21 protein-coding genes and 1 pseudogene are annotated in these 20,291 nt (G+C 44.0%); 15 read left to right on the top strand and 7 right to left on the bottom strand.

All coding sequences use genetic code 11. From position 1 onward, the window contains the following. Positions 1-143: 143 nt before the first annotated feature. A pseudogene (locus tag WA407_RS08850) lies at positions 144-1,750 on the bottom strand (mannitol dehydrogenase family protein). After that, a complete protein-coding gene (gene uxuA, locus WA407_RS08855; RefSeq protein ID WP_235309770.1) occupies positions 1,751-2,827 on the bottom strand; it encodes a mannonate dehydratase in 1,077 nt (358 codons plus the stop codon). A gap of 162 nt (positions 2,828-2,989) precedes the next feature. On the opposite strand from uxuA, the gene WA407_RS08860 reads away from it, so the two are divergent. The 3 genes from WA407_RS08860 (at position 2,990) to ppsA (ending at position 7,703) form a co-directional block, all read left to right on the top strand. Continuing rightward, positions 2,990-3,643 carry a GntR family transcriptional regulator gene (locus WA407_RS08860; RefSeq protein ID WP_165176826.1) on the top strand — a complete coding sequence of 218 codons (654 nt, stop codon included), beginning with the start codon at positions 2,990-2,992 and terminating at the stop codon, positions 3,641-3,643. A gap of 610 nt (positions 3,644-4,253) precedes the next feature. Then, the gene (locus WA407_RS08865; RefSeq protein ID WP_235309771.1) at positions 4,254-4,625 is read left to right on the top strand and encodes a hypothetical protein; all 372 of its coding nucleotides are present in this window, start codon (positions 4,254-4,256) and stop codon (positions 4,623-4,625) included. 465 nt (positions 4,626-5,090) lie between these two features. Then, positions 5,091-7,703, top strand: coding sequence for a phosphoenolpyruvate synthase (gene ppsA / locus WA407_RS08870; protein WP_336077157.1), 2,613 nt, complete (start codon positions 5,091-5,093; stop codon positions 7,701-7,703). A gap of 320 nt (positions 7,704-8,023) precedes the next feature. Here the strand turns inward: ppsA and WA407_RS08875 are convergent, their stop codons facing one another. After that, complete coding sequence (locus WA407_RS08875) at positions 8,024-10,189, bottom strand: amidase (RefSeq protein WP_336077158.1); 2,166 nt, start codon at positions 10,187-10,189, stop codon at positions 8,024-8,026. 292 nt (positions 10,190-10,481) lie between these two features. On the opposite strand from WA407_RS08875, the gene WA407_RS08880 reads away from it, so the two are divergent. Continuing rightward, positions 10,482-10,619 carry a hypothetical protein gene (locus WA407_RS08880; protein ID WP_155765218.1) on the top strand — a complete coding sequence of 46 codons (138 nt, stop codon included), beginning with the start codon at positions 10,482-10,484 and terminating at the stop codon, positions 10,617-10,619. 62 nt (positions 10,620-10,681) lie between these two features. Continuing rightward, a complete protein-coding gene (locus WA407_RS08885) occupies positions 10,682-10,996 on the top strand; it encodes a monooxygenase family protein (protein ID WP_336077217.1) in 315 nt (104 codons plus the stop codon). 247 nt (positions 10,997-11,243) lie between these two features. Here WA407_RS08885 and WA407_RS08890 read toward each other — a convergent pair whose 3' ends face one another. The 3 genes from WA407_RS08890 to WA407_RS08900 form a co-directional block, all read right to left on the bottom strand. Further along, positions 11,244-11,414, bottom strand: a complete 171-nt coding sequence (locus tag WA407_RS08890; RefSeq protein WP_196765419.1) for a hypothetical protein — start codon at positions 11,412-11,414, stop codon at positions 11,244-11,246. Between the two features lie 99 nt (positions 11,415-11,513). Beyond that, entirely contained in the window at positions 11,514-12,512 is a 999-nt protein-coding gene (locus WA407_RS08895) for a methyltransferase domain-containing protein (RefSeq protein WP_336077159.1), read from the bottom strand. Positions 12,513-12,554: 42 nt separating this feature from the next. Continuing rightward, complete coding sequence (locus WA407_RS08900) at positions 12,555-12,692, bottom strand: hypothetical protein (protein ID WP_336077160.1); 138 nt, start codon at positions 12,690-12,692, stop codon at positions 12,555-12,557. A gap of 309 nt (positions 12,693-13,001) precedes the next feature. Between WA407_RS08900 and WA407_RS08905 the strand changes: the two genes are divergently transcribed. The 9 genes from WA407_RS08905 (at position 13,002) to WA407_RS08945 (ending at position 19,109) form a co-directional block, all read left to right on the top strand. Next, positions 13,002-13,169 (top strand): hypothetical protein, encoded by a 168-nt coding sequence (locus WA407_RS08905; RefSeq protein ID WP_238807816.1) that lies wholly within the window; start codon positions 13,002-13,004, stop codon positions 13,167-13,169. Between the two features lie 10 nt (positions 13,170-13,179). Further along, positions 13,180-13,644, top strand: coding sequence for an IS110 family transposase (locus WA407_RS08910; RefSeq protein ID WP_165176814.1), 465 nt, complete (start codon positions 13,180-13,182; stop codon positions 13,642-13,644). Between the two features lie 135 nt (positions 13,645-13,779). Next, positions 13,780-14,163 carry a hypothetical protein gene (locus tag WA407_RS08915; protein WP_336077161.1) on the top strand — a complete coding sequence of 128 codons (384 nt, stop codon included), beginning with the start codon at positions 13,780-13,782 and terminating at the stop codon, positions 14,161-14,163. 163 nt (positions 14,164-14,326) lie between these two features. Then, positions 14,327-14,509 (top strand): hypothetical protein, encoded by a 183-nt coding sequence (locus tag WA407_RS08920; protein ID WP_336077162.1) that lies wholly within the window; start codon positions 14,327-14,329, stop codon positions 14,507-14,509. Positions 14,510-14,559: 50 nt separating this feature from the next. Further along, a complete protein-coding gene (locus tag WA407_RS08925; protein WP_336077218.1) occupies positions 14,560-15,201 on the top strand; it encodes an IS3 family transposase in 642 nt (213 codons plus the stop codon). Between the two features lie 952 nt (positions 15,202-16,153). Beyond that, a complete protein-coding gene (locus tag WA407_RS08930) occupies positions 16,154-17,278 on the top strand; it encodes a glycoside hydrolase family 32 protein (RefSeq protein WP_336077219.1) in 1,125 nt (374 codons plus the stop codon). After that, positions 17,230-17,574 (top strand): GH32 C-terminal domain-containing protein, encoded by a 345-nt coding sequence (locus WA407_RS08935; protein WP_336077163.1) that lies wholly within the window; start codon positions 17,230-17,232, stop codon positions 17,572-17,574. The genes WA407_RS08930 and WA407_RS08935 overlap by 49 nt, the downstream gene beginning before the upstream one ends. 222 nt (positions 17,575-17,796) lie before the next feature. Beyond that, positions 17,797-18,840, top strand: a complete 1,044-nt coding sequence (locus tag WA407_RS08940; RefSeq protein WP_336077164.1) for a hypothetical protein — start codon at positions 17,797-17,799, stop codon at positions 18,838-18,840. A gap of 2 nt (positions 18,841-18,842) precedes the next feature. Then, complete coding sequence (locus tag WA407_RS08945; protein WP_238807812.1) at positions 18,843-19,109, top strand: acyl carrier protein; 267 nt, start codon at positions 18,843-18,845, stop codon at positions 19,107-19,109. On the opposite strand, the gene WA407_RS08950 is transcribed toward WA407_RS08945, so the two are convergent. Further along, entirely contained in the window at positions 19,084-19,929 is an 846-nt protein-coding gene (locus WA407_RS08950; RefSeq protein ID WP_235309782.1) for a PIG-L deacetylase family protein, read from the bottom strand. The two genes, WA407_RS08945 and WA407_RS08950, sit on opposite strands and share 26 nt — an antisense overlap. 113 nt (positions 19,930-20,042) lie before the next feature. On the opposite strand from WA407_RS08950, the gene WA407_RS08955 reads away from it, so the two are divergent. Next, complete coding sequence (locus tag WA407_RS08955; RefSeq protein ID WP_061828348.1) at positions 20,043-20,291, top strand: acyl carrier protein; 249 nt, start codon at positions 20,043-20,045, stop codon at positions 20,289-20,291.

A 20,291-nucleotide genomic window follows, 5' to 3' on the forward strand; every position in this document is an offset into this window, starting at 1 on the left:
TATAAAACGTGCATTCTAGCGAGTTAAAAAACGGTATTCGCGGGTGAAGCAACCCGGGATTTGATTATTTAGAGAATTGGTTCTCATTAATGCAATCCCCCTGACTAAAGTTTCTGGCAGGGGGGATTGCATTAATGTAAGTTCTAGTTCACATACTTCTCTATCGTGCTTCGGACTGCTCCGGGACCTGCCAGCATTTCATGAAACATGGCTTCAATCTTGTCGCCCAGACCAATTTCATATAATCGGACACCGAACAGTTTGTCATCCTCGAGGAGGCAGCGAACCTCGGAGGTCTGATCGCCCAGCTTCGTATTCTGCAAATATCCCTGCAACGTATCCAGTAACGGGTCCGGACTGAGTGTGAAGGGTTCTCCTTGATCATCCACTCCCAGCAAATAGCGACACCAGATCGCAATGGTCAAGGGGATAGCAGTCAAGTTCGTAGGATCAAGCCCTGTTGTGCTAGCATAAGACTTTATGGTTTCCCCAAAACGGATGCTCATCTTTTGAGACGTATCTGTTGCAATCCGCTGTGGCGTATCCGGAATATAGGGATTGGCGAAGCGTTCCTGCAATACCTCGTCAATAAATGGTTTCGGTTCGATAATTCCGGGATCAATTACAACAGGTAAGCCTTCCTTGTAGCCGATGGTTTCCACCAGACGACGTAATGTCTGATCCTTCATTTCATCTGCGATGAGCTCGTACCCAAGCAGACACCCAGTGAGGGCCAGCGCTGTATGCAGTGGATTGAGACAGGTAGTGACTTTCATCTTCTCCACTTTGTCCACCGTATCCCGATTCGTGAAGATGATGCCAGCTTCCTCCAGTGCAGGTCTCCCGTTCGTAAACTTGTCTTCAATGACCAAATACTCGCTAACCTCAGCATTGACAAAGGGAGCCGTATACGTATGCCTGGAGGTAACGATCATCTCCATGTCAGCTAACCCCAGCTTCCGAAGAGCAGACTGTACTTGCAAGGAAGGGCGGGGGGTGATTTTGTCAATCATGGTCAAGGGGAAGGTTATTTTCTCCTCATTCTGCAGATAGTCTGCAAATCCTTCCTCTACCAGGCCTCTGCGAGCCCACTCCTTGGCGATGGCAATCATACTATCCTTTAACAGATCGCCGTTATGGGAGCAATTATCCATGCTCACAAAGGTCATTGGATGCCGCCCCCTCAGATAACGCCGATAGGCAAGCGAAGTAGCCATGCTCATCACATGCATCGGCTGTTCAGGACCATTCGTCAAATCCCTCTGCACAACAGCCAGATACTTGCCGTCGGGCCCGGTCAGGGCGTATCTTTTTTCCGTGACAGTAAAGCTGGCCATCTGCAGGGACGGATTCTCAAATATTTCAATCAGACGGAGGTAGTCGTCTGGACGATTTTGCTCTGCTGCGAGTCCCTCAACAATGCTTGCGACCACGCTCTTGTGAAATCTTCCGTCTGCACTCATCAACACCAGTAAGGTTAGATTGTCGTAAGGCTTATAAGCTTTGTCGATCATTTAAAATCAAAGGCTTCGGCCGCAATAATACCTGTATCCGCTTTCAAGTTATTCAGCAGTTGTTGCTGCGCATTGGCTATCAACCCACGAAAAATATTGCCTGCGCCGAAATGCACCCATTGCGGTCTAACTCGGGTGTTATTGGCTACAAGCTCCAGATCATATTTCGGCAGTTCAATGCCTGCTGCTCGCCAGGCTGCTTTGTCTGAAAGGCCTTTCCGGTCAAGTTGGAGCATTTATTTCACTCCTTTGCCTTGAGAGAGACTATCCCAGACACCAAGTAAGTACATAACCCCCAGTGCACGGTCATACAAACCGTAGCCAGGTCGACAATTCTTTTCTTCCCCCCATAGATGTCTGCCGTGATCCGGGCGTACATATCCCTGATAGCCGTTCTCGTGATAAGCTCTAACTACTTCCGGTACATCGACGCTTCCGTCCTTCCCGCGGTGTGACACTTCAATAAAGTCGCCATTCTCAAACACCTTGACATTACGAATATGCGCAAAATGAATACGCTCATGAAACTCTCGAATCATGGTTGGCAAATCATTCTCAGGATTGCTCCCCAGTGACCCGGTGCAGAAGGTCAGACCATTATATGGGCTGTTCACTGCATCTAGGATGCGCTGGATGGTCTCACGACTACGGACAATTCTCGGCAATCCGAAGATGGGCCATGCCGGATCATCAGGATGAATGGCCATCTTGATGTCAACCTCTTCGCAGACCGGGATGATGCGCTCAAGAAAATACTTCAGGTTGTCAAACAACTTGTCTTCTGTGACATCCGCATAAGCAGCAAAAAGTTCATCCAGTCTCGCCAACCGTTCCGGTTCCCAGCCAGGCATGGTGAACTTCCCAGCTCCCTTGAGAATCCGATCCACCATTTGGCGGGGATCATCGGTAATGGCAGCCTTTTCATAAAAGAGGGCGTTGGACCCGTCAGGCAGTTCCTTGTACAGCTCTGTTCTGGTCCAGTCAAAGACAGGCATAAAGTTATAGCAAATCACCTTAACTCCCACTTTGGCTAATTTTCGAATGGTGTCGATATAAATGTCAATATATTGATCGCGGGATGGTAGGCCGATTTTGATATCATCGTGGACATTTACACTTTCTACGACCGCCGTACTAAAGCCCTTGCTCGTAATCTGATCAGCTACCTCCTGAATTCGCTCCATTTCCCATACTTCACCGGCTACCTTATCATGTAAAGACCAGACAATGCCCATAACTCCCGGAATTTGCCGGATATGATCCAGTGTAATATTGTCGTTGCCTTCCCCATACCATCTCCAGGTCATATTCATAACGATACCTCCCTGATTATATTCCATCTGTCTTGTATACAAGATTGAGTTGATCATAAATTATAGGGTTTGTTCTTGTCAATGATAATCTCAGAGGAGTCCGTCACCTCAAAATGCTTTATAATAAGTCTACTAGATTTATAAAGTGAAGGTAGGAATGATATGTTTACAAAAGAAGAAATCATGCAACTGTTGAAAAAAGATATTTTGTCACTGACCTTAAAGCCGGGTACTCTTCTCAGCGAGACGACTTTGTCAGAACGCTTTCAGCTGTCCAGAACTCCGCTACGCGATGTATTGAAGTGGCTTGCGCTTGAGTCCTACATTGATATTTATCCCAAGAAGGGGAACATTGTGTCCTATATTGATCTGGAGTCCGTTGAACAAATTATTTACTTAAGAAGCGCATTGGAAAAGGAGATTATGAAGGAGCTTTCTTCGCAAATTGCATTAAGCGATGTACAGAAGCTGAGCGATATTCTGGACAGACAGAGAGCTGTGATTGAAGAAGATCATGCTACGGATCAATTTCTCAGTTTGGATGATCAGTTCCACCAAACCATGTTCCAATTGGTGGGGCGGGGATTTCTTTGGCAGCTCATTCAGCAGTCGAATGTTCACTATATCAGATATCGCAAGCTGCATATGCTGGAAACAGGGAAGCTGATAGGCATCTGGCATGAGCACCAAGCTATGCTTGAATACATGCTGAATAAGGAAACAACTAAAATGGATGATCTGGTTCATCATCATCTCAGAGAGGATATCCATTCGCTCGATTTTCTTCGGAAGTTCGCTGATTATATCAAGAAATAAGGCAGCTAGCTCAAATTAACATCTATGAATATTAAAGAAGTGAGGAATTCATGGGGCTGTTCCACAAATTGGATATGTCGGTGAAAGAGCGGGTAAGAAATGCGAGACTGCAGCAAAATTTATGGGCGGAAACGTGCTGGCTGTATCATTCCGTTTTTGCTCGTGAATATTGTTATATACCCTCAGGCGGGGTCAAACTGGAGGAATCATCATAGGAGTTTTCGTCCTTGTATACATGATAGGTGAAATCCTCCTTGAATACACTCTATGTATCATGAGCTATCCCGATCTTTTGACAGACTCGCAATTTAAATTCATAAAAAATCAATTGTACATGGAGATGTATAATGTTCCGGCTGTTTACCCAGATTCAATTTAATTTATTTGAGCGAGGGAGCATTATAAATAGTTTGGGGAGTAAAAGTTCTTAAGGCTTGATTCGTACAGAATGAAAGAGTAGTCGGGTATATTGTTTTACGCAACCGCTCACCGGGGAACTTCCTAAACTGCTGCATCAAAAGAAAAATTATTACAATTTAAAAAATACTGAAATATTTCCATGATGTAAGTGAAAAATGCCGACCAATTCTAGATTATAAGGGGGAACGATATGTGCAGATATGCAATGTACGGCCCATATAAAGATATATTTGCATGCTTTACCTGCAGGAAGGTATATAAGCAGACATCAAGGTTTGAAATGCCGAAGGATGAATATGAACGGATTGTCCATGTCTGTCCGCAATGCCAGGCATCCATGCATGACATGGGTCATGATTTTCAGGCCCCCAAGCAAACGGATATCAAGCAGTGGAAAAAGGTAGAGCTACTATATCAACAAGGATACGCTTACCACTCCTGCGGCTGCGGCGGCCCCGGGTACAGACCCTCTCGGCTGTCGAAGGTACCTGAATTTCTGGAGAACCAGCGAACGTTCGAGAATAAGGGGGAGGCGCTGCTGTGCCGGCTTTTGCAAAGCTAGTTGACTCGGGCTAATTATTAACATGTGAGATGAAGTGTATTATAGAAACTTACATGTTTTCCCATTTTCCAAGTGCAAAGAAGAGCAGCCCGGAAAAAATATAAGAGGTTCACTATACGTGCTTCGTTCGCTGAACTAACGGGTAGGTTAGCTCAATAAGAACCTGACGCCACTTCAGGATTTCTTTAGGCTGCATAGAACCGATATGGAACTATGCAGTAACTGAGTTCAGCTCGAGCCACGGTTTTTGGATTTGACTAATGATAGTGGAAAATCAAAAAAGAACCTGGATAGTTTTATCAGGTTCTTTTATATTGCATATAAAACAGACACGATGATATAATTAGATTGTGATTTATTAATTTAAGTGGTCATAAATATCACATCTTACACTTTAACTTTACCATGCCGCTAAACTCTTGTCAAATGTTTTTTTCTCAATTTAATAGTTAGGAGAGATATTGAATGAGTTCTTTGGTTCTCGGTTTTCAGGAAATGGAAAAAACGCAGTTTTTGCTCGTTGGCGGAAAAGGATTGAATTTAGGGGAATTATCAAAAATTGAAGGAATACATGTACCAGAAGGATTTTGTGTTACAACAGTGGGGTATCAAAAAGCCATCGAACAAAAAGAAACGTATTATGCATTGTTGGATCGACTAACAAGGCTAAAAGCAGAAGATCGTGCTCAAATTGGTGAAATCAGCAGGCAGATTCGACAAATCATTATGGAAGTAGAAGTTCCTGCCGATGTTGTGGAAGCAGTTACTCACTATCTCTCCCGGTTTGGAGAAGAACATGCTTACGCAGTGCGTTCGAGTGCGACTGCTGAAGATTTGCCACATGCCTCTTTTGCTGGTCAACAAGATACCTATTTAAATATCATCGGCAAAGAAGCAATCTTGCAGCATATCAGCAAATGTTGGGCTTCCCTATTTACGGATCGCGCGGTTATCTATCGTATGCAAAATGGATTTGACCACAGTCAAGTTTATTTATCCGTTATCGTTCAAAGGATGGTTTTCCCGCAGGCTTCAGGAATTTTATTTACCGCTGATCCGATTACCTCCAACCGGAAGCTGCTATCAATCGATGCTAGTTTTGGACTTGGAGAAGCATTGGTCTCTGGCTTGGTCTCTGCCGATTGTTATAGAGTACAGGAAGAGGCAATCGTCGATAAGATGATAGGAAGCAAAAAATTGGCTATCTATGGACGAAAAGAAGGCGGAACAGAGACAAAGCAGATCGAGCCTGATCAGCAAAAGACTCAAACCCTTACTGAACAACAAATTTTGCAACTGGCGCGTATCGGAAGACATATCGAGGCTCATTTTGGTTGCCCACAAGATATCGAATGGTGTTTGGCCAATGATACTTTTTATATTGTCCAGAGTCGTCCAATCACGACTTTATACCCGATCCCTGAAGCAAATGATCAGGAAAATCACGTTTATGTATCTGTCGGTCATCAACAAATGATGACTGACCCGATAAAACCATTGGGATTGTCTTTTTACCTGTTAATAACTCCTGCACCCATGCGTATAGCCGGTGGAAGGCTGTTTGTTGATGTTACACAAATGCTGGCTTCACCTGTCAGCAGAGAAACTTTCTTAAATACCCTGGGACAATCTGATCCGCTCATAAAAGACGCATTTATGACCCTAATAGAGCGAGATTTTATAAAATCGTTACCAGATGATAGAACAGAACGGAGTCCCGGTAATAGCAGTAAAGGTAGGTCGTCTGCAGGTTTTCAAGCACAAATCGAAAACGATCCGGCAATCGTTTCTGATTTGATTAAGAACAGTCAAACATCGATAGAAAAATTAAAACAAAACATCCAAACGAAATCAGGAGCAGATTTATTTGATTTTATTCTGGAAGATCTCCAAGAATTAAAGAAGATCTTATTTGACCCACAAAGTTCAAAGGTTTTTATGACTGCTATGAATGCTTCGTCATGGATCAATGAAAAAATGTACGAGTGGTTAGGTGAAAAAAATGCAGCAGATACGCTTTCTCAATCTGTACCAAACAACATTACTTCGGAAATGGGTCTGGCGCTATTGGATGTCGCAGATGCGATTCGTCCTTATCCGGAGGTAATTGATTATTTACAACATGTAAAAGATGATAATTTTTTGGATGAACTGGTTAAGTTGGATGGTGGACAGGAAACTCAAGACGCTATCTATGCTTATCTCAACAAATACGGAATGCGATGTGCCGGTGAAATCGATATTTCGAGAACTCGTTGGAGTGAAAAACCAATTATACTTGTCCCCATGATTCTCAGTAATATCAAAAACTTTGAGCCTAATGCTGGCAATTGGAAATTTGAGCAAGGGCGACAGGAGGCTTTGAAAAAAGAACAAGAGTTATTAGATCGATTGAAGCAATTACCGGATGGTGAACAAAAAGCCAAAGAAACAAAACGAATGATCGACCTGATCAGGAATTTCATCGGTTATCGTGAATATCCCAAATACGGCATGGTTAATCGCTACTTCGTTTATAAGCAGGCTTTACTAAAAGAAGCCGAACAACTCGTACAAGCTGGTGTTATTCACGAGAAAGAGGATATATACGATCTCACTTTTGAAGAACTTCACGAAGTCGTACGCACAAATAAACTGGATTATCAGATCATCCGTAAACGAAAAGACGATTATAAATTATATGAAAAACTAACTCCCCCGCGTGTAATCACGTCTGATGGTGAAATCATTGCGGGTGAGTACAATCGAGAAAATCTCCCAGCCGAAGCGATTGTAGGTCTGCCTGTTTCTACCGGAGTTATAGAGGGACGAGCACGTGTCATCTTAAACATGGAAGATGCTGATCTGGAAGATGGAGATATATTAGTCACCGCCTTTACTGACCCCAGCTGGACACCATTGTTTGTATCTATAAAAGGCCTAGTCACCGAAGTTGGTGGACTGATGACTCATGGAGCCGTTATCGCACGTGAATATGGCTTACCCGCAGTTGTCGGAGTGGAGAATGCTACCAAACTGATAAAAGATGGACAACGAATTCGTGTGCATGGAACAGAAGGGTATATCGAAATATTGTAATGGCTGAATACGCTAAGTAATAGCCTCTGTCATAATGGACAGTATTATATTCTCTTCTGAAACAAGCCTCTTTCAACTAACAAATCCGTCAATAGCCCCAGCCTCAAACCGCTCAATAATATCGTTCAATACGTCAAGTTATTTGGTGATAGCTGGGCTACAGTCCGCTCCCTTCAAATAAATGGAAGCGGGATTGCAACAGCGATAGGAATAGGATATTACACTCTATCCTGTCGCTCAGGCCAGCTGTAGCGATAGCTTTTCTAATCATAACCTTACGGTCAGGGAACCCACAATTATAGTCAGTACTATGATGTCCTTTATCGTTGGGGTAAAGTGACAGACTTGACTTGAGCAGAGGTATTTCCGTAAATATCCTTGGCCAGCACGAGAATATGCAGCGTATCAGCTTGGGAGGCACCATCCTGTTTGTATTTAGTAGTTGGAAGCGTTGCTGACCAATTGGCTTTATCTTCTGTAATAACGACACGAATGCCATTGACATAAACTTTAAGCTGCGCGATATCACTTTGATCTGTGACTGAACCTTCCAAAGCGAGAACATCATCCGTGATCGAAGCATTCAACTTAAGTACAGGGGTTCCTGTTTCCTTGCGTTTAAAGGGTGGGAGAGTGGTTTGCGGGTTATAGGAAAAGGTTTCATCCTCAAGCGCTGGCGTACGTGCTGCAATAGGACGGTTTTTGGTCGCCTGCTCATAGGAATAAGCGTAACGAAGCAGGTCATTATCGCTGTATGCGGCACCTGCCATCGTCAGATTAACGGGCATACCGGTATCCTTCATAGCGCCCATACTCACAGACACACTTGGGATCCCGTACTCGCGTAGAATGAAATTCGTATTAGAGAAATAGTTGCCATTCTCCCAAGCCTCCTCGTAGGACGTTTCATTCACATCGGAGTCAGCTTTGCCGATATTCGAATTTGCCGGGAATGCAATAAAATCAAGGTTGTTTTGCTTCATCCAATCTTCAAAATCAATCTTTCGTACATTTTCAAGCCCCCTCAGACCTTCCTGAAACTGAGGAATTTGTTCGTAAGGGGTGACGCCTTTCTTTATGGTTTCAATGAATACGTCATAGTGGCCAAGGTCTCTGCCACGTTTGGCATCTACCGAACCGGGCGGATTCGGGAAGACGGTTGCAGGGTCGATATTTGCCCATGACGGGAAATTTGGATCGCCCACACTTTTAAGGAATTCCTCAGCTGCATAAGGATTAAGCAACCCGAATTCCTTTTCAGCCCACTTTGCCGGCATCAAACCACGCTCTTCAGGTGTTTTCGCTGTTGGCCGGTCCTTCTCGCTATTCGCCTGCAAGGGGAAGTCAACTTCCACAACCTCAGCTCCAAGAGCAGTTAAATCCTTTACAGCTTTTTCCCATAATGCCTGTATCGAAGGTCTGAATTTGATCGGAGTTGTGGTTTCATGGTCCTTACCGATATAAATTTTCGGAACGCCAATGCGTTTGCCTTTCAAAGCTTGAATGTCTCGCAGCTCTAAATAGGATTTGGGGCGGACACTGTTGACAGAAGGGAGCCGAACGGCTTTCTGCTCTCGCCAGAAATCGCCCTTGGTGATCTTATCTTCTACAACGATCACGTCAAGCAAGCGGAGCATGTCCTCGACAGTCCTCGTATGTGGGACAACGACATCACGTATAGGGAAGAGCGGCCAATTCCCCCGAATGGAGATTAGGCCCCGCGATGGGGTGTAGGCAATTAAACCATTGTTAGATGCTGGTGATCTTCCAGAGGATACCGTTTCTTCCCCCATACCGAAGGCAGCGAGGTTGGCGGCTGTTGATACGCCAGATCCGTGAGAGGAGCCAGAGTACCAGGCTGCAGCCAAATAATCTGGGTTGTACGGACTTTCAGCGCGGCCATAAACGCCTCTTTGCATTCCCCCTGCCGCCATTGGCGGCATATTGGTTTTACCAATGAGCACCCCACCGGATTTTCGTATCTTTTCTACTGTAAAGGCATCGTCCTTTGCCATCAGGTTTTTGAAAGCCGGAGATCCAGAAGCGACAGTGAGTCCCTTAACCTTGTAGCTGTCTTTAACCGTGTAGGGGATGCCTTGCAGAGGACCAGTCTTAATACCTTGTGCCCTTAGTTGATCAGCTTGAGCAGCTTCTTTTAGTACGTCGGGGTTCAGAATAGGGATGGAATTCAGTCGAATGCCACTAGAATCATAGGCATATACCCGGTTAAGGTACAGAGCAGTGAGCTCGACACTTGACAGTGCCCCTGACTTCATCGCTTCCTGCATTTGAGCAATCGTAGCTTCTTGCAATTGAAATGTAACTAGGGAAGAGGCGGGTTCACTAGTTTTACTAGAGGATGAGGGTGAAGGAGCGGCGGATGCAAGCGGGCATCCCGTGAAAGTTAAAATCATACCAACTGTGATCCATTTGCAATAGTTACCGATTACATTCCTTGTATTCGCTTTTAGCGTTCGTGCGCACATAGCATTTCACTCCTTAAATTAGGTAGGATCAGGAATTTAAAAAGAGGGGGATGAGAAAGGCCCTATTACTGTATAAATGTTTCTAATTATATTACTTATTTTCATATGAAATGTCAATTTTTGTAATGAAAAACACAAGGAAATTCGCTACTTTTAATGTGAAATCTAGTAATCCATGATTCAGATTGTTGCATCTTCGCTGAAGACAAAAATCAATCTCCTCCGAAAAAGAATTTTATATTTCGTTTAATCCCAGAGGAAGAGATGTTGAAAATTACAGACATTGGATTTCATGTGGACCAACGTACAGGCTTTCGATCCTGCGGGTCACCTCAACAAAGAAGGCCTGACGAAGAACGAAGTCTATCACATTGCCAGCAACATCAAGTTTATTGAACAGAGAACCATGTTGGGTGAAAAGGAGAAGTGAAGTGAGGAATTCAGAAGGGAAGATATAAGGCCGAGATCGATGGGGAGTCTATCGTATTTATTATTGGCATGCGAGTAAATCGTCTGTGGGCGATAAATAAGTGGTTACCTGTTTCCAAAGCAATGGGGCCGATTAGAGAACTATACATGAACAAAGATCTGGGGTTTCTCGGGATTGGCTGGCGAGGTGAACCAGTACAACAGCTGCACGTTGATGTCCGCCCACCATCATCTGAAGTAGGAGCAGTTCATGCATATGTTATCAAGGACAAAAAGGAAGTCTATCAAGCGCTGAAGAGGTTTTGGCCAAAAGCACACCGTGCAATAAAAGACATGCGCCCTATCTACGGAGAAGTAAGCCCCGTAAATATTGTCTAGACAAAACAGCGGTTCTCCGATATTGGAGAACCGCTGTTTAAAAATTGTAGCCGGCTGCGGATCGACCGTCGGATTATACAAAAATGAGGGCTATGATATTAATACAATGCTAAGTATCAACATAAATAAAGGAATTCCACTGTCGGATAACGCTACCGAATTTGCCATGTCAGCTGCCGTTGGGATTAGCGACAATTGTAATTTCATTTTGCAAGTTAGCTCTTCTTAAGGCAGTTTCTTATCCGGTCTATAAATAAAACAGGGCGAACGAGTCTGGAACTGTAATCTTGAAAATAAATCGAGTCTTCCTTGTGTTGTCGCTTGCCAGCTCTTTAACCGCCTCCTTCTGCACCTTATGCTCCATCGTTTCTAACGCGTCACTTTCCACAAGCAGACATGGAATCGAGCCAGCGGTCATGAGGTAGCTTTCGCCGCATGACGTACAGTCGAATGAGAACTCCCTCTTCACAAGCGTTTGCTTGCACTGCGGACACGCCCAGTTAACGTCTGTTAATGGTCAAGCATTACTCACCGCTGCTCCTCCTTCAACCATGGCTAGGCTCTCCTTCGGTGCCGGAGGCATCTTCACCAAATGGACAATTTTGAATACTCTTCTACCTGCGACCATATCGGTATGATTTTGCGTGCCGGGTGCCTCCAGCCATTCCCATACTCGATCTTCCCCTTCTAAGGAGCCTTCAAGCGCATGCAGGCGGGTATCCAGAGCATCGTCTCCCGATTGTAATACATTGCCTGTAATATCCCGGATCAACGAGGTGTGAAAGCCTAGTCTTTGCCACTGCTCTTCATAGCGCGGCACGTCGGAAGCGCTCATAATATCCGCATACAAAAATGTCCCACCTGGCTTTAATACACGGTAGGTCTCCGTAAAGAACAGCTCAATATGAGGGTACAAATGCGAGGACTCGATGTTCAGCACAATGTCGCAGCTTTCCGTTTTAACAGGCAGCTGCTCCGCGTCGCCAATACAATAGTAAGCCTGCTCATATCGGTTATTCCTTTGGCAAAATTGAATATTGGACGGTGTCAGATCAATGCCGACCACGCTGCCGGTTCCATAGTTTTTGCATAGCTCGCTCACGTTGCCTCCCCGTCCACAACCGATTTCCAGGATATCCTTGCCTGAAACATCCAGGCCGCCAATAATTTCGCGAAGCAGCTGGATACTGCTGTGGTTAATACCTTGAGGGCCGCCCGGTAGTTCGTTATCGGATGCATAACCCCAGTTAATAAAGGTGGAAAATCTGGACAGTCTTTTCTCCTCAAGCGACCGGTTAATAGAGTCAAACATGCCGATGATCGCTTTCTTTTGCGCCGCGCCTTCGGCAAGCTTCTCCGCTACAGGACGGTCAATTAACATACTTGCGAGGCCCTCTTCCCAGGCGTATTCGAGGCCGCAGGTCTCGCAGATCAAACAGTTGTCCGCCTCATAAAGATCACTCTTGCATTCAGTGCATACCAGGGTAATACCAGACAAAGGCCAAGTCGTTTTCATATCTACATCTCCTCATCGTTTTAGCCGCTTGCGCTGCTATAATTATTTATCGCCTTTCTCCAAATCAAACGGACATTTATCAGAAGAAGGATCGGGACGAGCACCGTCCCATAGCATAAGCCCTTCATCCAGCCTATTCATAAAGAAAAGTGGACCAAAATTCGTAATAATTTTCTGCATTCATAATCTTTACTCCCCATTTGTTGCTTTTTCTGATGCGCGATATTTTATCCTTACTTACCTGGCGCTAGGATGAACACTTTACCACGATCAATCCCCCCCTTTAAAATTTAGAATTAATTTCAAAAATATGAATTAAATATACAACTTTTATGCATATGTTTCCAGTTATTTTACAATAGTGATGAATAATCTCTGCCAACGTGTCGAGGGACAAGAACATTGCACCGTTTAAAGTCACTATTATATCGGCTTTTCGTATTATTAGGACAGCCAGAAAGAAATTTTCTGGTTTGCCTATTTTAATGGGTGTTTTACAATGGTGGTAGCCCGGAGAACGAGGGCGGCTTAGGGACAAAGAACCTGTACAAAATCCATCCAACGACCATGTTTGAGCTGGTTGAGGGCTATGACCTCGTATCACAAGCTAAGCTGCGGGTTTGGAAACCAGGTGGGAATGCCGGTAAATCGAATTAGGGAGGTTTTTATGCAACCCGTTGTTGGAATTGATGTGGCGAAAGGATGTAGTGTTATTCAGGCCTTCAAAAAGCGTAACGAACCATATGGAAGGATGGAGACCCTCCAGCATGGTGAAGAAGGTTTCGAGCGGCTAGGGGAAGTGCCTAGCAAACTGAAAGAGGCAAGTGGTGTGGAGCCTGTCGTTGTCTTCGAGGCAACCGAACATTACCATCGAGGTTTGGCAGGATATCTGAAACGTAGCGGATGGATTCACTACATCATCAATCCTTTGCAAGCGAAACGATCCAAAGGCACACAACTTCGAAAAGTGAAAACCGATGCAGCAGATGCTTGGCATATTGCCGAGATGTATTACCGTGGGGATGTTAAAGCGCATCGCGAGTGGGAAGAGTCCTACAGTGAGCTTCAGCACTTGACCAGGCAGCATGAGTTTTTGACCGCTATGTACGTGCAGGCGAAGCTAAACAGCTAGAATTATTGAAAAATAAAAAAAGTCCACTCCTAAGTCATGAACTGTGACCCGTAAGATGGACACTTTGAAAAAAGTACCCTCTTACGGGTCTTTTGCGTTTTAATCAGATTATAAAAGTTTGTGGGGATGTAGATTATGAAGAAAATCGGACGGGTTTTTACGGAGAAAGAGATCAAGGTACTGGAGTCGAATCCATCCGTTCTTCGCGTATCAGAGAATATCACGTATTCCCCTGCCTTTAAGATTGCGGCTGTACGGGCCAATCAAGCGGGGCATACACCCATGGAAATCTTCGTACAGACAGGATTTTACTTGGAACTGATCGGACAGGAGACGCCAAAAAGATGTCTGGAGCGTTGGCGGAAAACATATGCTTCTTCAGGTGAAGCTGGGCTGCTGGAAGAGCGTAGGGGAAGGGAAGCTCAGAAAGACCGGTTAGTCGTGAGCTATCGGCTGAGGAAAAGCTCCGTCTTGCCGAGGCTCGTATCAAGCTTTTGGAAGCCGAGAATGAACTCTTAAAAAAAGCTAGAAGCGCTCGAAAGGCACAAAGACACAATGAATTACTAGCGTCTTCCGAGCGCTTTCAGCTCATCAATCAGGTTGTTCGTAAACATGGACTGAAACGCGTGATTTGCTATCTTTGTAAGTTTGCTGAGGTAAGTACAAGCGGGTATTATCGCTGGTGTGCGGCGGAAGAACACCGCCAGCTTCCAATCAGGTTGTTCGTAAACATGGACTGAAACGCGTGATTTGCTATCTTTGTAAGTTTGCTGAGGTAAGTACAAGCGGGTATTATCGCTGGTGTGCGGCGGAAGAACACCGCCAGCTTCGAGAGGCTGCCGATGAACGAGACTTTTTACTCTGAAGGCGCACTTTGATGCACTTAGAGGGATGGCTGGCGCGCTCGTCATCAAAATGAGGTTAGAACGGCTTCATGGAATCGTTATGAATCATAAGAAAATTCGCCGTTTGATGCGGAAATTCAGACTCGTTGCTGTGATTCGTCAAGCGAATCCCTACCGTAAAATGGCTAAAGCGACGCAAGAGCACCGCACCTGCCCAAACCTCCTGAAGCGTCGGTTTGACCAGGGAGAGCCTGAAATGGTATTGCTCACCGACATTACTTATATGCATTATGGAAATGGCCAACGGGCTTATTTGTCCTGTGTAAAGGATGGTGCAACAAAAGAAATTTTAGCTCACTACCTGTCCTCTTCATTTGAATTGTCTCTTGTTCAACGAACACTGAAGCGGCTGTTTAATCGTTTGGAAGTACATCCGAAGGCTATCTTTCACTCTGATCAGGGATTCCATTACACACATCCTGAAGTTCGTTCCATTATCGCTAAAGCTGGGTTTAAACAATCGATGTCACGAAAAGGAAACTGTTGGAATAATGCTTCGATGGAGACGTTCTTCGGGCATATGAAGGATGAATTAGAGTTCAAGGATTGCTTATCCCTACAAGAGCTGCGAGTTCGTGTCAACGAATACATCACCTATTACAATACCGAACGGTTCCAATGGACATTAAAAAAGATGACTCCTGATGATTGATGAATAGGGACCCTTTTCAAAAGGATCCACAAATGGGGTCACAGTTCATCACCAATAAAGATATGTTAATTCTATATATAGTAAATGTAACTTGACTAAATACATATGGATGGATTTGATAGATAAAAAAATCATGAGTTTTAACAATGAAAAAAATGACCTCTAAATCATTGCGGAGGGTTGGGACTGGCTATAAAAGCATTACAAAGCACAAACGCATAAAGCCAAAAGGCACTTGAAACCGTAATTTGGTTTTTGGTGCCTTTTGTATTAAGACTGTAGTGAGCCACCTCTTCGACGATATCACCTTACCGTAGACGCGATGAACTCCAAAATCAGCGAAGTGTCCACCATGATGGATCATATTGTTTAGTAGACCTCGCACGTGGTGGTAAGCGATCTAGAGATACAACCTGTGTTCTCCAGGAGAATGTCAAAGAGATAATAAAGCTTTAGAAAGCTAAAAGGAACTGCTTTTCCTATTTATTCATTTCAAAAACGAAAAATTATTCAGAGAATTAGTCAAGAAATCCAAATGTCTAAATTTTATTTGATAAATTGGATAGTTTATTGAAAATCATAACATCATTTGGGTATTCAATGGTTTACATTTTATTTACTGAATAATTAAATGCGATAAGGAGAACTCAAATAAAAACGACCGTTTTCAGATGAAACACTATCAAAATGTGCATATGTAAACTAAAAAGTTTACTTTAATTTAAAAAATAATGAGAATGTAAAAAAAAGTTTGACATTTGTACACATGTGGTTTATTTTGTTAAATATGGGCATGTTGTTTTGAGTGCTCTTGTAGTTTTTCTTGGTTGCTTCTATAGAAAGGTGGACGTAATATGTCCCGAACGAGTTGAATCAATTCTAATATGGATCTTATTTAAACCCAAAGGAGCGTGAGCAACATTAACAAAATGCACTTAAAGGTGAGTACCATCTGTTCTACCAACATACCCCACATGATACACAGCCTGACTTCGGCAGCATGCATTGGGGGCATGCAGTAAGTGAGGATTTGGTGCATTGGGAGGAACTTCCACCAGCCATCCCGCCGGGGGAAGACGGAGCGATCTTTTCGGGAAGTGCAATGGTTGATAAGAACAACACAAGCGGTTTCTTCAGCGAAGAAGGATCAGGATTAGTTGCAATTTATACGAATGAGGGCAACGTGGCTCAGCCCGGCAAACCACAGGTGCAGAGCATCGCTTACAGCAGGGATAAAGGTCGAACTTGGATAAAATATGAAGGTAACCCTGTTTTGTTCCCAACGAAAACGCTAGACTTTCGTGATCCGAAGGTGTTTTGGTATGAAGAATCGTCAATGTGGGTTATGGTTCTTGCCGTAAGAGACCGCGTCGACTTTTACACGTCTTCGAATCTGAAGGAATGGTCTTTTGCAAGCGATTTCGGTTCCGATATTCCGGGTATCCATCGAGAGATATTTGAATGTCCTGAGGTATTTAAAATCCAAGTGGATGAGGATCCCAATATCACTAAGTGGGTTCTGTTGCTAAGTGTCGGGGATAGAAATGGTGTGAATCCAAACGATTCAGAACCACCAGCAGGCGGTTCTGGCATGATGTATTTTATAGGCAACTTTGACGGTAAGGTATTTACAAGGGATGAAACGTTGGAATCATTCGATACGATCAAATGGATAGATTACGGGTCTGACTTTTACGCGGCCGTGACATGGGATGGTATTCCGAAAGAAGACGGACGAAAGATCTGGGTCGGCTGGATGAACAACTGGCGTTATGCCTCTACCCTTCCTTCAAAGGAATGGCGTGGCCACATGTCAATCCCCCGAGAGATTCAGCTTAAGACATATCCGGAAGGAATTCGCTTAATCCAAGTACCTATAAGAGAGTTAAGTCAACTCAGAAGACCGATTATGTCTCTGCAAGACTTAACGATTAAGCCAGGTAGCAACGTCTTATCTGATATTTCTACTGCAAAGGCCGAATTATTGCGAAATTTGAAATCGGTACTGCCGTGGAATTCGGGTTCAAGGTGCGTTCCTCTTCTACTCAGGAGACAACCATCGGATATGATGTCTTGAATGAGGAGCTGTTTGTCGATGGGACGAAGTCAAACGCAATTGATTTCCATTCTGATTTTGCTGCAAAGCACCAAGCCCCCATGAAGCCAGAGCATGAACGGATAACCTTGAGCATTTACGTTGATTGGTCTAGTGTCGAGGTCTTCGGCAATAAAGGAAAAACAATCGTTTCAGACATGATTTTCCCGGACTTGGAAAGTAGAGGACTAGAACTCTATACCCTTGGCGGAGAACTAAAGGTCGTGTCGCTTCAAATCAATGATCTGGTAAGCATCTGGGAAAATGAGACGGTTTAGACTTTAGCAATGGCTTGATTCGACGAAATGGTTACAGTCCGGTTTTGGGCACCCGGATCTGAACTTGGTGCCCCAAACTAATTAACGAAGCAATCACTCCTGAAAACGAATAAGGACTACAGCGTTGCGGTGGTCCAGGAAGTTTGACTCTATCTGTACTGTCAGTCTGTAGTTCTTAGCTAATTGACACTAAATCAAATTCTCTCCCAAGGGGGTGTCTAATTGCGATCCAAGATATTACCGATGCAGTATCCGGCAATCACCTCGTGGCAGTGGCAGGCAAATACGTTTGCCGTCCTAGCCAATTACCCGCAAGCAAAGCCGTGGATAATGACACATTTCATTCCTCTCCAGCTCACCTTAAATGAGGGAAGTTCCTATGTGGACTTCTACCGTACTCCTACCTTTGAATTTTGTCCTTGGCTGCTTCGCCAACATTTAAGTCGTCAGTTGGTTCGAAATTTCAACAAGGATATATGTACTTTTCTGATGGATTGTATAGACATGAATAATTATATTTATTTGCTTCTTGATCAAGCGCAGTTTTTGGATATTGAATCTTTCTTCTCACATGACTCATTTATTTTTGGTTATGACGAGGAGAGGGATATATTTCATATCGCCGATTTTACATTCATGGGGGGGAAATACTCATTTAACGAAATCACATTTGAGCAAATGAGACATGCCTACGAGGGAATCGATGATGATGGAGATTGGTTGTATGCGGGGAAGGGTGGTCTCTCTCTGTTACAATTCAACGAGCGAGCAGCTTATGACTTTAATCTAAACTATGTTATTGAGCACCTTAAGGACTATTTAAATGGAGAAAATCCCGCCGACAAATACAGAGAGTTGGGTTATATAACAAATCCATGTGTATGGGGAATTCGTGTTTATGACGAGCTGATTTTGGATATAACCCGCATACGCAGTGGACAAATTGAGGAAGATAATCGCCCGTTTCAAATGATCTATGATCACAAGATCTTGATGTTGGAACGAATTGACTTCATGAATCAAACTGGTGTTCTAGGGGAAAGTAATCAGCTCAAGGTTCGCTATCAGACGATTGCCGACGATGCTCTATTAGCGCGAAATTTGATTATCAAATATTCACTGACGAAAAACGAAGATAACCTCAAAAAAGTGGAAGTGTTAATTAGGCGTATTCAAGCCTGTGAGCGCGAGGCTATCGAACTTATGATCTACAACTTGAGCCTTGTGTCAAACATAACTCCAATGGGCGTAGAGGAGGAGGTCTAACGTTGAGAAAACAACCCTGTTTGGAACGCATCCAAAACCTTATTCATCAAAAGATTCCGGACTACGATAAACAACGTATAAACGCTAATGCGTTACTTGAAGAGATATGGATCCAAATGAATTCTATGCAGATGATTACATTCGTCGTGGAGCTCGAAACCGAATTCGGTCTAGAGCTCCCGGACGAACTGGTAGGTAACATGGCAGGCAGTCATCTAACCCTTGGCGACTTGGCTGATCTTATTAAAAGTTACCAGGAACGCTTATAGCAAGCGGTACTTGATCATGCACACTCACAACATGCAGTCTGAAGCAATATGAGTTTGGATCAGGCTGATGCTCTGGCGGACGGCACGAATGCGCATGTTGAATCACTTGTCTAAGCATCTCCCATCGGGAGTGCCATAATAGACGGATCTGGGAGCGGTATTCCAGGATGGCCGCAGTCTTCTGTTTCAAACTGCACTTGGGAAGTGAAATGTAGACTGGATGTAGATTCCGAGCTAGGTCAATTTCCCATTTTATATCTTGACCATAGTTTAAATACGGTAGATCTTCGTAGTAAATCAAACGGGCAGAGACTTCCAGATCACTAATACTTCGTACAGCCTGTTCGGCCGCAACCCGCACGATACCGTGATCCACATGTCTTCCGATTGCAAGCGGAATATAAATATGATCGTAGTCTGTAAGACAGAGTCGTGTCAAAAGCACTTTTGTTGCCTCAGAAATCACGTCCAGCTCGGTCTCGTAGTCACTACGGAACAGATCGTCCAGCTTTTCATATGAGGGGGCACCGCTGCGATCTTTACGATAGATACATTCCTGCATGTTCAGATGAATCGTGTCCACATCGAGAAGATCACATGCACTAATGTCCTCTTCTCGGCGTACCTTCATCACGTCGGAGCTTAGTCCGAACTTTTTGTGCAGGATGCGAGCAAGTAGGGATAGATCTGTGCCAGTACCAGTGAAAACAGTTGCTATGGTCACATGATAGCCAGCACGAACAAGCAAATCGATATAATCGCCGCAAGAAATAATAGCATCGTCCAGATGGGCGGAGACAAACAGACAGTGGTGATTCAAGGCTTCAAACCCTCCCTTTAACAGTGATAAGTAATATATTGCTATTATACCTTTTATTTATTTTTTTAGAATTAAATAAAAAATCGAAACTACAAGTTGAAAGGATGACGTTTATGTTTGAAACATTAAAAAATATCATTGCAACTGTGCTTGAGGATGACTCGCTTCGTGAAACTCTCACAATGGAGAGCGACCTGATTAACGACGTCGAGTTAGATTCCCTACAGATGATAACGTTTATTCTCGGAGTTGAAGATGCTTTTGGGGTGGAGATCGTTTACGAGGACCTGGACTTGGCTTGTCTGCGCTCAATCGGTGCCTTCATGGCATTCCTAAAAGGCATGAATCAAGAGGTCGGGTAG

The sequence above is a fragment of the Paenibacillus sp. 203 genome (assembly GCF_037027525.1).
Classification (GTDB): Bacteria; Bacillota; Bacilli; order Paenibacillales; family Paenibacillaceae; genus Paenibacillus; species Paenibacillus polymyxa_B.

Bases quoted from the DNA above. Each gene is read 5' to 3' on its own strand.
- WA407_RS08860 (WP_165176826.1), top strand. From the start codon at position 2,990: ATGTTTACAAAAGAAGAAATCATGCAACTGTTGAAAAAAGATATTTTG.
- WA407_RS08900 (WP_336077160.1), bottom strand. From the start codon at position 12,692: ATGCAGAAAATTATTACGAATTTTGGTCCACTTTTCTTTATGAATAGG.
- WA407_RS08910 (WP_165176814.1), top strand. From the start codon at position 13,180: ATGCAACCCGTTGTTGGAATTGATGTGGCGAAAGGATGTAGTGTTATT.
- uxuA (WP_235309770.1), bottom strand. From the start codon at position 2,827: ATGAATATGACCTGGAGATGGTATGGGGAAGGCAACGACAATATTACA.
- WA407_RS08880 (WP_155765218.1), top strand. From the start codon at position 10,482: ATGTGGACCAACGTACAGGCTTTCGATCCTGCGGGTCACCTCAACAAA.
- WA407_RS08895 (WP_336077159.1), bottom strand. From the start codon at position 12,512: ATGAAAACGACTTGGCCTTTGTCTGGTATTACCCTGGTATGCACTGAA.
- WA407_RS08875 (WP_336077158.1), bottom strand. From the start codon at position 10,189: ATGTGCGCACGAACGCTAAAAGCGAATACAAGGAATGTAATCGGTAAC.
- WA407_RS08955 (WP_061828348.1), top strand. From the start codon at position 20,043: ATGTTTGAAACATTAAAAAATATCATTGCAACTGTGCTTGAGGATGAC.
- WA407_RS08915 (WP_336077161.1), top strand. From the start codon at position 13,780: ATGAAGAAAATCGGACGGGTTTTTACGGAGAAAGAGATCAAGGTACTG.
- WA407_RS08865 (WP_235309771.1), top strand. From the start codon at position 4,254: ATGTGCAGATATGCAATGTACGGCCCATATAAAGATATATTTGCATGC.
- WA407_RS08925 (WP_336077218.1), top strand. From the start codon at position 14,560: ATGAGGTTAGAACGGCTTCATGGAATCGTTATGAATCATAAGAAAATT.
- ppsA (WP_336077157.1), top strand. From the start codon at position 5,091: ATGAGTTCTTTGGTTCTCGGTTTTCAGGAAATGGAAAAAACGCAGTTT.
- WA407_RS08890 (WP_196765419.1), bottom strand. From the start codon at position 11,414: ATGACCGCTGGCTCGATTCCATGTCTGCTTGTGGAAAGTGACGCGTTA.